Origin of the sequence: Streptomyces sp. NPDC007983, from assembly GCF_042958345.1 — a bacterium.
Lineage (GTDB): Bacteria > Actinomycetota > Actinomycetes > Streptomycetales > Streptomycetaceae > Streptomyces.
In genome coordinates, this window is sequence record NZ_JBIBJI010000004.1 from 346,211 (window position 1) to 356,747 (window position 10,537).

At 72.2% G+C, this 10,537-nt stretch carries 12 protein-coding genes; 6 read left to right on the forward strand and 6 right to left on the reverse strand.

All coding sequences use genetic code 11. The features are described from left to right. Positions 1–75: 75 nt before the first annotated feature. Together ACFZCY_RS15095 and ACFZCY_RS15100 are read right to left on the reverse strand one after the other, a co-directional pair. Positions 76–1,707: an alpha-lytic protease prodomain-containing protein gene (locus tag ACFZCY_RS15095; RefSeq protein ID WP_391172684.1), complete on the reverse strand. Its 1,632-nt coding sequence runs from the start codon at positions 1,705–1,707 to the stop codon at positions 76–78. A 131-nt stretch (positions 1,708–1,838) separates the two neighbouring features. Continuing rightward, the gene (locus ACFZCY_RS15100) at positions 1,839–2,216 is read right to left on the reverse strand and encodes an L-rhamnose mutarotase (RefSeq protein WP_391172686.1); all 378 of its coding nucleotides are present in this window, start codon (positions 2,214–2,216) and stop codon (positions 1,839–1,841) included. Between the two features lie 188 nt (positions 2,217–2,404). Here ACFZCY_RS15100 and aroQ point away from each other — a divergent pair, with 188 nt between their 5' ends. Further along, positions 2,405–2,878: a type II 3-dehydroquinate dehydratase gene (aroQ, locus tag ACFZCY_RS15105; protein ID WP_361473009.1), complete on the forward strand. Its 474-nt coding sequence runs from the start codon at positions 2,405–2,407 to the stop codon at positions 2,876–2,878. An 83-nt stretch (positions 2,879–2,961) separates the two neighbouring features. On the opposite strand, the gene ACFZCY_RS15110 is transcribed toward aroQ, so the two are convergent. Next, a complete protein-coding gene (locus tag ACFZCY_RS15110) occupies positions 2,962–3,750 on the reverse strand; it encodes a DeoR family transcriptional regulator (protein WP_391172689.1) in 789 nt (262 codons plus the stop codon). A 143-nt stretch (positions 3,751–3,893) separates the two neighbouring features. Here ACFZCY_RS15110 and ACFZCY_RS15115 point away from each other — a divergent pair, with 143 nt between their 5' ends. The 4 genes from ACFZCY_RS15115 to ACFZCY_RS15130 all read left to right on the forward strand — a co-directional run bounded on the left by ACFZCY_RS15115 (position 3,894) and on the right by ACFZCY_RS15130 (position 7,064). Continuing rightward, a complete protein-coding gene (locus tag ACFZCY_RS15115; RefSeq protein WP_391172691.1) occupies positions 3,894–4,787 on the forward strand; it encodes an SIS domain-containing protein in 894 nt (297 codons plus the stop codon). Positions 4,788–4,820: 33 nt separating this feature from the next. Then, positions 4,821–5,663, forward strand: coding sequence for a ketose-bisphosphate aldolase (locus ACFZCY_RS15120; RefSeq protein WP_391172693.1), 843 nt, complete (start codon positions 4,821–4,823; stop codon positions 5,661–5,663). A 122-nt stretch (positions 5,664–5,785) separates the two neighbouring features. Then, entirely contained in the window at positions 5,786–6,499 is a 714-nt protein-coding gene (locus ACFZCY_RS15125) for a glycoside hydrolase family 75 protein (RefSeq protein WP_391172695.1), read from the forward strand. Positions 6,500–6,671: 172 nt separating this feature from the next. Continuing rightward, entirely contained in the window at positions 6,672–7,064 is a 393-nt protein-coding gene (locus tag ACFZCY_RS15130) for an STAS domain-containing protein (RefSeq protein ID WP_391172697.1), read from the forward strand. Here ACFZCY_RS15130 and ACFZCY_RS15135 read toward each other — a convergent pair. From ACFZCY_RS15135 to ACFZCY_RS15145, 3 genes are all read right to left on the reverse strand, one after another. Next, on the reverse strand, positions 6,975–7,964 hold the full coding sequence (locus ACFZCY_RS15135) for an RNA polymerase subunit sigma-70 (RefSeq protein WP_391172699.1): 990 nt from the start codon (positions 7,962–7,964) through the stop codon (positions 6,975–6,977). The two genes, ACFZCY_RS15130 and ACFZCY_RS15135, sit on opposite strands and share 90 nt — an antisense overlap. 102 nt (positions 7,965–8,066) lie before the next feature. After that, positions 8,067–8,306, reverse strand: coding sequence for a DUF6296 family protein (locus tag ACFZCY_RS15140; protein ID WP_391172701.1), 240 nt, complete (start codon positions 8,304–8,306; stop codon positions 8,067–8,069). A 55-nt stretch (positions 8,307–8,361) separates the two neighbouring features. Next, positions 8,362–9,786: a DHA2 family efflux MFS transporter permease subunit gene (locus tag ACFZCY_RS15145; protein WP_391172703.1), complete on the reverse strand. Its 1,425-nt coding sequence runs from the start codon at positions 9,784–9,786 to the stop codon at positions 8,362–8,364. A gap of 90 nt (positions 9,787–9,876) precedes the next feature. On the opposite strand from ACFZCY_RS15145, the gene ACFZCY_RS15150 reads away from it, so the two are divergent. Then, complete coding sequence (locus tag ACFZCY_RS15150; RefSeq protein WP_391172705.1) at positions 9,877–10,536, forward strand: TetR/AcrR family transcriptional regulator C-terminal domain-containing protein; 660 nt, start codon at positions 9,877–9,879, stop codon at positions 10,534–10,536. The last annotated feature ends 1 nt before the right edge of the window (position 10,537 follow it).

Sequence of the window (10,537 nt, forward strand, 5' to 3'; positions counted from 1 at the left end):
CGTGCGGTGAGGAGGTGAGACCCCGGGCACTGGGGCAGGAGGGCGCCCGGGGCCTCGTTCATGGAGTGGACCGGGTCAGTTGACCCCGGCCCCACTGGCGGCGTCACCGGCTCCGGCGCCGCTCTGGTCGCCCGTACCGGCGCCCGCGCCCGCGTTGGCCGCACCGGCGTCAGCGGCACCCTCGGCACCCGCACCGGCGTTAGCGGCGGCGTCACCCCCCGCACCCGCGTTCGCGGCACCCTCGGCGCCCGCACCGGCATTGGCAGCACCCTCGGCGCCCGCACCGGCGTTCGCGGCACCTGCGCCACCGGCGTCGCCCGCGCCGCCGTCACCGGCGCCGATCACGGCGCCCGTGGCCTCCAGAGCACCGGTCACCGGCTGGAAGAAGGTCTCGCCGCCCTGGGTGCAGTCGCCGCTGCCGCCGGACGTGAGGCCGACCGCCGCGTCCCCGGCGAACATCGCGCCGCCGCTGTCGCCCGGCTCCGCGCACACGTTCGTCTGGATGAGGCCGTTGACGATGTCGCCACCGCCGTAGTTCACCGTGGCGTTGAGGCCCGTGACCTCGCCGTCGCTGACACCCGTCGTGCTGCCGGAGCGCTGCACCTTGAGGCCCACGCTGGCCTCGACGGCCCGGCCGATCGCCTGGTTGGTGCCGTCGGCGAGCTTGACCGCGCTCTCCGGCTGGGTAGTCGCGTCGTCGTACATCACCAGCGCGAAGTCGGTCTCGGGGAACTTGGTGTCCTGGACCGTGCCCAGCGCCTGCGCACCCGCCTGGTCCGCGGTCCAGGTCTCGGACTCATTGCCGCAGTGGCCCGCGGTCAGGAAGCCGGGTGCTCCGTCGACGGAGACGTTGAAGCCGAGGGAGCAGCGGGCGCCACCGCCGAAGATGGCATCGCCGCCGACGACACCACCGGCCGCTGCGCCACCGCCCGCGCCACCGGCACCAGCGTCCCCGGCACCGCCCGCGGCGTCCCCGGCCCCACCGGCACCCGCGTCTCCGGCACCACCGGCCCCGGCGCCACCGGCACCGGCGTCTCCAGCACCACCGGCCCCGGCGTCCCCGGCGGCGTCGCCCGCCGCGTCACCGGCGCCCGCGGCGCCGCCGTTGGCGCCCGGCTGGGCCTCGTCACCGCCGTCGAACCTCTTGAACTCGCCCTTCGTCCGCTGGACGGTCACCATGCCGTCCATCGCGTCCGTGGCCTTGGTCAGCGTGTCCCACTTGGCGCCGGTCACGGTCTTGTCCGCGGTCACCCGGACCTTGTTCGTCACCGGGTCGATGGACCAGGCGGTACCGGCCACCGAGGCGTCGGTGCTCAGCGTCTTGGTGGCGGCCTTCAGCTCGGACATGCTGTTCTGCACGATCTTGGCGACGGCGCCCTGGGCTTCCACGGTCTTCGCCGCGTCCTCGGTCATGACGTTCATGACCAGTTGGCTCGTGTCGTTGTTGAAGTACCAGCCAGCGCCGTTGTCACCGAGGTCAGAGGCGAGGCTCCTCGCGAGTTTCACTGCCGACGGGGACGAGAAGGTCTTCACGTCCGTCGTCTTGTCCTGGCTCGCATTGGCATTGGGCAGCAGAAGGGCGGCTGCTCCGAGCGCGACGACAGCAGCTCCGGAAACGGCGAGGGTCCGCTTGTTCACACGTCGGTGGTGGCTCAACACTGACCTCCAGTAGGGGGGCGCGGGGCGTGTGCGGAGCGCCTGTTGCATTTCCGCCACGCCCCCGCGCAGGGCCACCAAGCAGTACGGGAGGCGTTTACTCCGTTCTCACCATGACTCACAGTGTGATGAATGGCTGCGCCGATCGATCCGGAGCGGTAGGGTCCGCCGGTTCCGCGCCCTCAGTCCGCGTCGCCACCCGCACCGGCGCCACCGGCGGCCCCGGCCGCCTGGACGCGCAGTTGCCACACCTCCCCCAGGGCCATCTGCGCCGATCCCCCGACCGGGGAACCCTCCGTGGTCTCGAAGTGATCGACGTAGGCGCCGATGAACTCCTGCCAGCGGTGGTTGACCGGGTCCTCGTCCAGCGCCGCCATCGCCGCGGCGAAGTCCTCGCAGTCCACGAGGTGGAAGAGATGGCGTCCGCTGCGCCAGATCCGCCAGTCGGTGATCCCGGCCCGGCCCAGCGACTCCAGCAGATCCGCCGGAACCGTGGCGTGCTCCCGTTCGTAGCCCGATTCCTGGCCCTCCTTGAGGACCGAGTGCAGCGCCACGCGCATCGGCGATCTCCCTTCATCCACCGTCGTGGTCGGTCATGGTCCATGGGCACATGCCCGAAGCCACTCTGCCCCCTCCGGCCCCGGCCGCCAACGGTCTCCGGGCAGGCGATCTACGATGCTCCGCGGAGCGGCGCGACCGCCGGACGCCCCGCACCCGCCGATGACGACCACGGAAGGACCCCAACGCCATGGCCAACACCCCCGTGCGCGACCGTTCCACGATCTTGGTTCTCAACGGGCCGAACCTGAACCTCCTCGGCCGTCGCCAGCCGGAGATCTACGGCACCGACAGCCTGGCCGACATCGAGAAGCTGGTCGCCGAGACGGCCGCCCCGCACGGGCTCACCACCGACTGCCGGCAGAGCAACCACGAGGGGCAGCTGATCGACTGGATCCAGGAGGCCCGGGAGCGGCACGCGGCCGTCATCATCAACCCGGCCGGTTACTCCCACACCTCGGTGGCCCTGCGTGACGCGCTGGCGATCTGCGACGACATGCCGATCCTGGAGGTGCACATCTCCAACATCCACCAGCGTGAGCCGTTCCGGCAGCACTCCTATGTCTCCGCGCTCGCCAGTGGCGTGATCGCCGGATGTGGCATCCAGGGCTACGCCTTCGCGGTGGAGCGGGTGGCCGCGCTGCTCGCGGCCATGAAGAAGTGAGACGTGAGGACCTGAAGACATGAGGCCCGGGTCCGCCAGACCCGGCTTCGGGCCCGGCTCCAGGCCCGGCTTCAGGCCCGGCTTCAGGCCCGGATGACGCGGACACCGGCCTCGGTGTACGGGGCGATCGCCTCCTCGGTGGCGCCGGTGTCCGTGACCAGCACCTCGATCTCGTCCAGCGTGCAGATCCGGGCGAACGCCCGCCGGCCCAGCTTGGAACTGTCGGCCGCGACGACCACCCGGGCCGCGCGCCGGGCCATGAGGTGGTTGATGCTGGCCTCGCCCTCGTGGTGGGCGGCCGCGCCCCGCTCGGGGTCCAGCGCGTCCACGCCGAGGATGGCCAGATCGAGGGAGACCTCGCCCAGCACCCCGGTGGCCAGCGGCCCCATCAGCTCGAACGACTGCGGACGGGCCACCCCGCCGGTGAGCACGATCTTGATGTGCGGGCGCACCGCCAGCTCATGGGCGATGTTCAGGGCGTTCGTCACGACGGTGACGGCCGGGCCGCCGCCCTCGGAGCCGGACAGTTCGCCGCGGGTGGCGATGGCGCGGGCTATTTCGGTGGTGGTGGTCCCGCCGTTGAGGCCGACGACCGCCCCGGGCTCGACCATGCGGGCGACGGCGGCGCCGATCCGCTGCTTCTCCGAGGCGCGCCGGGCGGTCTTGTAGCGCAGCGGAAGGTCGTACGACAGGTTGTGCGCGACCGCACCGCCGCGGGTGCGGTTGAGCATCTGCTGCTGAGCGAGTTCGTCCAGGTCCCGCCGGATGGTGGCGGCGGACACCGCCAGCTCGGCGGCGGCCTCCTCGACCTCGATCCTGCCGTCCCTGGCCAGCAGTTCCAGCAGGGCGTTCCAGCGCTCGGGCCGTTTCACGCCGTCTCCTCGACCCCCGTCGTACCGTCGCGGTTCACCCTACCCCGGTTGTGCGCGCCCTGGACTTATCTGCAAGATCATGCGCATTATCAGGCTGTACGAAGCACCTTCGAGCATTCGCACCCATCGGACCGGGGAGCCATATGAGCCACACCGAGACCGAGATCGCGAGCCAGCCCGGCTGCTGGGCCCGCGCCATCGAACTGGCCCGGGATCCGGACGGGCCGGTGCGCGAGGCGCTGCCCCGGGCCGGTGAGCGGGTCGCCGTCGTCGGCTGCGGCACCTCGTGGTTCATCGCCCAGGCGTACGCGGCGCTGCGGGAGGCCGGGGGCCAGGGCGAGACGGACGCGTTCCCGGCGTCGGAGATGCCGACCGGGCGCGCCTACGACCGGGTGCTCGCGCTGTCGCGATCGGGCACCACGACCGAGGTACTGGATCTGCTCGGCCGGCTCCGGGGCGGGGTGCCGACCTCCGTCATCACCGCGGTCCCCGGCTCCCCGGTCACCGGCCTGGCGGACGCGGCGGTCGTGCTCGACTTCGCGGATGAGCGGTCGGTGGTGCAGACGCGCTGGGCGACCAGTGAACTGGCGCTGCTGCGCGCTCATTTGGGGCATGGTCTGGAGGGTCTCGTCGAGGACGGCGGGGCGGCGCTCGCCGCGCCGCTGCCCGACGGGCTCGCGGAGGCGGGCCAGTTCACCTTCCTCGGGCGCGGCTGGACGTACGGCGTCGCGCAGGAGGCCGCGCTCAAGATGCGCGAGGCGGCGGGCGCGTGGACCGAGGCGTATCCGGTGATGGAGTACCGGCACGGGCCGATCAGCGTCACCGGCCCGCGCAGTGTGGTGTGGTGGCTCGGCGAAGGGCCGTCCGGGCTGGCGGAGGAGGAGGTCACCGGGCCCGGTGGCCGGCTCGTCGGATACGGCCGGGATCCGCTGGCCGAACTGGTGCTGGTGCAGCGGCTCGCGGTGGCGATCGCGGCGGCGCGCGGCCTCGACCCCGACCAGCCCCGCAACCTCACCCGCTCGGTGATCCTCGGTTGAGCGGGCGGAGCGAGCGAAGGGAGGGGACGGGCCATGCCGCTGGTGACCACCGCTGAGATCGTCGGACCGGCCGTGCGGGGCGGGCTCGGCGCGGGGGCGTTCAATGTGATCCAGATCGAGCACGCCCAGGCGATCGTGGCCGGGGCGGAGGCGGCCGGGGCACCGGTCATCCTGCAGATCAGCGAGAACGCGGTGCGGTATCACGGCGCACTGGCCGCGATCGGCCGGGCGACCGTCGAGGTGGCCCACGCTGCGCGGGTCCCGGTCGCGGTGCATCTGGACCATGCCACCGAGCCCGGGCTGGTGCGGGAAGCGCTCGGGCTCGGCTTCGGGTCCGTGATGTTCGATGCCTCGGCACGCGATTACGACGCCAATGTGGCCGCCACCGCGGCGGTGGCCACCGACTGCCACGCCGCCGGGGTGTGGGTCGAGGCGGAGCTGGGCGAGGTGGGCGGCAAGGACGGGGTGCACTCCCCCGGCGCCCGGACCGATCCGGCCGAGGCCGCCGCCTATGTCGCGGCGACGGGCGTGGACGCCCTCGCGGTCGCGGTGGGCACCTCGCACGCCATGGTGGTCAAGGAGGCGGTGGTGGACCTGGAGCTGGTCGCGGCGCTGCGCGCGGCCGTGCCCGTGCCGCTGGTGCTGCACGGCTCCTCCGGGGTGCCCGAGGCCGATCTGACCCGCGCGGTCGCGGCGGGTCTGACGAAGGTCAACATCGCCACCCACCTCAACGTGGCCTACACCCGGGCGATCCGCGACCATCTCGCCGACCACCCGGAGGTGATCGACCCGCGCCGCTATGTCACGGCGGGGCGCGAGGCGGTGGCCCGCGAGGTGACCCGTCTGCTGGCCCTGGTGCGCGCCGTACCGCGCTGAGGCCGCGCGCTCGCGCTGTTGAGGTGACCGCAGCGTTGACATGACCGCGGTGTTGACATGACCGAATCAACTCGCAACGATGCGGAGGAGGTTAGGAAAGGTTCCTAACAGAGGGGTGTCCCATGCGCACACGACTCGCGTTCGTACTGGCCGGCGCCGGGCTGCTGGCCGGCTCCCTCACGGCAGGCGCCCAGGCCACCACCCGGGGCCCCGCGGCTGCCCCCGCCCCCGGCTCCGCCTCGGTCAAAGAAGGCTCCGTCACGGCCGCGCAGTTACTCGCCAAGGTCAAGAACTGTTCGCAGATATCCAGCGGCAAGTACCGCACCGACGACGAGACATCGGCGACCGTGCCGGTCTGCGACGCCAGTGGCGCGGTCTTCTGGAAGGCGGACATGGACGTCGACTGCGACGGCCAGGTGACCTCCAAGTGCAACGAGGACACCGACCCGTGGTTCCAGGACGACACGGCCTTCCACCAGTCGAACGGAAAGCCCCTGATCGCCGACAAGCTGCCCTATGTGGTGGTGCCCAGCAAGAGTTCCACGTGGGACTACTCCAAGTCCGGCATCAAGGGCGGCGGTGTGGTCGCCGTGATCTACAACAACAAGGTCGAGTACGCGGTGGTCGGCGACACCGGCCCGACCAAGATCATCGGCGAGGCGTCCTACGCCACGGCCAACGCGCTCGGCATCGACCCCGACCCGGAGACGGGCGGCGCCGAGTCGGGCGTGACCTACATCCTCTTCAAGAACTCCTCGGTGTCCCCCATCGAGAACCACGACAAGGCGGTCTCGGTCGGCGACGGCCTGGCCAAGCAGTTCGTCCAGAACAACTGACCGCCCGCCCCATTCCGCCGCGCACCGGCCGCCGGACCCCTGGGTCCGGCGGCCGCAGGCACCCGCTCCCCCGCGCGGCCGGCGCCGACGGCGCGATGACTTTTCCTGGTCCCGAGGGTCCCTTCTGATGAGCGCGCGAGCTATCGCGCGCCCCCACAACAGGAGGTGGACGTTGGCCGGTCCCGAGCCCGAGAGCCCGCCCGCGCTTCCCCCGGCCGTTCTGGTCCTCGACCGGCCGCCGGAGACCCGCGCCGAGGTGGAGCGGCTGTGTGAACGGCTGCGCGAACTGGTGCGGCGCAGCGCGCCCGGTCCCGTCACCGTGGACGTGGTCGCGGCGCACCGGCCGGGGCTTGCCATGGTCGAGACCCTGGCCAGGCTGCGGCTGACCGCCCGCCGCCTGGGGCGGGAGATGCGGCTGCGGAACACCGGCGGCGAGCTGGCCGAGGTGCTCACCCGGGCAGGGCTGGGCGCCGCGTTACGGATCGAGCCGGGGAGGGAGGCCGAACAGGGGGAACAGCCGCTCGGTGTCCAGGAAGGAGTTGAGCCCGGTGATCCGCCCGGCTGATATCTCCAGGACCTGGAGCGCCCAGGGCTCATGGGAGCCGCCCGGTCCGCCCGGCCGGTACTGGCCGAAGGCGGGCGCCCCGTTCGCCACGGTAGGGACCAGCCGGGAGCCCCGGCAGCCGATGCCGTGCCCCAGCAGCCAGGTGCGGATGTCGTCGTGGCCGCGCAGCCACAGTTCGTAGGGCGGCATGGACAGCGTGGCGTCCTCGTGCAGGAGCGAGGTGAGGGAGTCCAGGTCGTAGCGCTCGAAGGCGTCCACGTAGCGGGCGAGGAGGGCGCGCTGCTCCTCGTCCAGCGGCTTGACCGGATCGGTGTCGCTGATCTCGCTCGCGGCGAGCGTGGCCCGGGCGCGCTGCAGCGCGCTGTTGACCGAGGCGACCGTGGTGTCCAGCAGCTCGGCGACCTCGGACGCCTTCCAGGCCAGCACCTCCCGCAGGATGAGCACCGCGCGCTGGCGCGGCGCCAGGTGCTGGAGCGCGGCCACGAACGCCAGCCGCACCGCGTCCCGCTGGGCGGCGACCTCGGCGGGATCCCCACCGTCGGCCAGCACCTGCCCGTCGGGCACCGGCCCGACCCAGGTGGCCTCCGGCTGCGCGGTGAGCGTGGCAGGGGTCGCCGAGGAGACGGCGGTGAGGTCCATCGGGCGGGCCCGGCGCTTGCTCCCGTTCAGCATGTCCAGACAGACGTTGGTGGCGATGCGGTACAGCCACGAGCGCAGCGCCGACCGGCCCTCGAAGCGGTCCAGGCCCTTCCAGGCGCGGACCATCGTCTCCTGGACCGCGTCCTCCGCCTCGAACGCCGAGCCCAGCATCCGGTAGCAGTAACCGGTCAGCTGCACCCGGTACGGCTCCAGCCGGAGTTCGGCACCGGCCGTGCCGTCCACTGCCGCGACATCACTCATCGACACACCTCGACGTTTCTGCTTCTGCGGACTCCCATGGGAGGAAAGTTAGCGTGCCGCACCGACAAAGCCCCTGATCTGCGAAGATCTCACGGAATCCGGTCAGGCCACCGGCCGGGCGCGGACCATCGAGGCGTGCACCTGGTGCCCACCGCTGGCGATCATCCGCACCTCTTCGCGATCGCTGATCTCGGCCCGCACGATGCCGGTGTCGTCCGCGTAGACCGGGTGTCCCCCCGGCCCGCTGGAGTCCGTACGGTGCACCATCACGATGTCCTCGGCCTCCGGCTCCAGGGCGACCGGATCGGCGAAAATCAGCTCATATCTCTCGCGTCTCGGCATCAGGCACTCCTCCCACACGGACCCGCCCCCTCGCCCCAAACCGGGACAATCAACACTATCGAACAGACGCGTCACCGCAAGAGGGTCGCGGAATCCTGGGCAGCAGCAGGGCGGGCAGGAACGCCAGCGCGGCGAAGGCCGCGACCCACCAGAAGGTGTCGCCGAATGCCGCGGCCGGGGCGGCAGGACGGCTGTCGAGCCGGTGCTGGAGGATCACGGCCAGCACCGCGGCGCCCACCGAGGCGCCGACGGTCTGGACGGCGGTGAGGGCGCTCGTCGCCCGCGGAATGGCCGTCGGCTCCATCCCGTGGTACGCGGCGGCCATCACCGGCACCGAGGCGGCGGCCATGCCGACGCCCCACAGCAGCAGGGCGGCGGACAGCAGGACCTCACTGGTCCGCGGACCCACCTGGGCGCACAGGAGGGCGGCGGGGACGGTGACGGCGACCCCGGCGAGGACGACCGGTCGGGCGCCCGCCCGGTCGGTCGCCTTGCCCACCAGGGGCAGCGCGAGCAGGGTGCCGAGGCTTTGCGGCACCAGCAGCAGCCCGGCGGCGAGCGCGCCGTGGCCCCGCACTTGCTGGTAGTAGAGCGGCATCAGGAGCATGGCGCCGAACACCGACATCCGGGAGAGGAAGCCGAGCGCCGCGGCCGCGGCGAAGGACCGCCCCCTGAACAGCCGCGGGTCCAGGACCGGGGTGACGCGGGTGCGCAGCGCGTGTGCGACGAAGGCGGCGAGCAGCACCGCCCCCGCGCCGAGGAACCAGCCGCTGGTGCGGTAGAGCCCGTAGGTGAGCACGGCGAGCGCGGGTGACAGCAGGGCGACACCGGCCACGTCCAGCGGGCGCGCGGCGGCGGAGCGCGCGGCGCGGGGGATGCCGCGCCAGGCCAGCAGCAGCGCGAGCGCGCAGACCGGCACATTGGCAAGGAAGATCCACCGCCAGCCGGGGCCCTCGACCAGGATCCCGCCGAGCGGCGGACCGGCGATCGGGGCGAGTTGCGCGGGCACGGCCGCGATGCTCATCACGCGTCCACGCCGCCCGTCCCCGGCGGCCTGGGCCAGGATCGTCATGCTCAGCGGCACGATCATGCCGCCGCCGAGGCCCTGGAGCACCCGGAAGGCGATCAGGCTGCCCGCGGACCAGGCGGCGCCGCACAGCGCGGATCCGGCACCGAAGACGATCAGCGCGAACAGCCACATGGCCTTGGCGCCGAAGCGCTCGACGGCCCATCCGGTGACGGGCACGGTCACGGCGATGGCCAGCAGATACGCCGTACTGACCCACTGGATGAGGGCCACCGGGGCGTCGAAGTCACGGGCCAGCCCGGCAAGCGCGACGGTGACCATGGTCATGTCGAGCATCGAGGTCAGGGCGCCGACGACCACGATCGCGGCGAGTTTGAGCAGCGCGGGATCGAGCCGGTCGGGCGGAGGGGCGGTGTGGGGTGCGGTGTCGGTCATGGAGGGTTCGTCGGCCATGACGAGGAAACTACACCGTGCAGTGTAGATCTGTACACTGCACGGTGTAGTACCCCATTCGATTCGGCCATTCGCCTTGAAGGAGCACCCATGCCGCCTTCCGCACCCCTCCGCCCCGGCCTGCGCCAGGGCTCCCCCGACAAGCGCGCCGCGATCGTGCGGGCCGCCCTCGGGGTTTTCGTCCGCGAGGGGTACGCACGCGCGGGCATGGACGCGATCGCTGCCGAGGCGCGGGTGTCCAAGCGCACCGTCTACGACTACTTCGGGGACAAGGAGCGGCTGTTCCTGTCCGCCATCGAGGAGACCGAGGCGGCCCAGGAGGGCGAGTTCTCCGCGCTGGTCGGCCGGACCCTGGACCGGCCCGGCGCGGCGGAGGGGGCCGACGCCATGGAGGCGGCCCTGATCGCGTTCGGCACCGAGTTCGCGACCTCGGTGCTGCGCTCCCCGGTGCGCGCGGCACTGGTCCGGCTGATCACCGCAGAGGCCGGGCACTTCCCCGAACTGCGGCGCCGGGCGGGATCGGTCGGCTTGGTGCAGCAGGTCATCGCGGACCGCCTGGCGCGGTATGCCGACGCCGGGCTGCTGGAGATCACGGATCCGGCCGAGGCCGCGGAGTACTTCGGCCTCCTGGTGACCGGCCGGGTGAACAACCGCTCGCTGTTCGGCACGGTCGAGGTCGCCGACGAGGAGATCGGCGCACTGGTCTCCGGCAGTGTGCGCTTCTTCCTGCGCGCCTATCGCCCCTCATAGC

Excerpts from the sequence above, each read along its gene's own strand:
- ACFZCY_RS15140 (WP_391172701.1), bottom strand. The coding sequence starts at position 8,306 with ATGCCGAGACGCGAGAGATATGAGCTGATTTTCGCCGATCCGGTCGCC.
- ACFZCY_RS15125 (WP_391172695.1), top strand. The coding sequence starts at position 5,786 with ATGCGCACACGACTCGCGTTCGTACTGGCCGGCGCCGGGCTGCTGGCC.
- ACFZCY_RS15150 (WP_391172705.1), top strand. The coding sequence starts at position 9,877 with ATGCCGCCTTCCGCACCCCTCCGCCCCGGCCTGCGCCAGGGCTCCCCC.
- ACFZCY_RS15115 (WP_391172691.1), top strand. The coding sequence starts at position 3,894 with ATGAGCCACACCGAGACCGAGATCGCGAGCCAGCCCGGCTGCTGGGCC.
- ACFZCY_RS15095 (WP_391172684.1), bottom strand. The coding sequence starts at position 1,707 with ATGCAACAGGCGCTCCGCACACGCCCCGCGCCCCCCTACTGGAGGTCA.
- ACFZCY_RS15135 (WP_391172699.1), bottom strand. The coding sequence starts at position 7,964 with ATGAGTGATGTCGCGGCAGTGGACGGCACGGCCGGTGCCGAACTCCGG.
- ACFZCY_RS15145 (WP_391172703.1), bottom strand. The coding sequence starts at position 9,786 with ATGGCCGACGAACCCTCCATGACCGACACCGCACCCCACACCGCCCCT.
- ACFZCY_RS15120 (WP_391172693.1), top strand. The coding sequence starts at position 4,821 with ATGCCGCTGGTGACCACCGCTGAGATCGTCGGACCGGCCGTGCGGGGC.
- ACFZCY_RS15100 (WP_391172686.1), bottom strand. The coding sequence starts at position 2,216 with ATGCGCGTGGCGCTGCACTCGGTCCTCAAGGAGGGCCAGGAATCGGGC.
- aroQ (WP_361473009.1), top strand. The coding sequence starts at position 2,405 with ATGGCCAACACCCCCGTGCGCGACCGTTCCACGATCTTGGTTCTCAAC.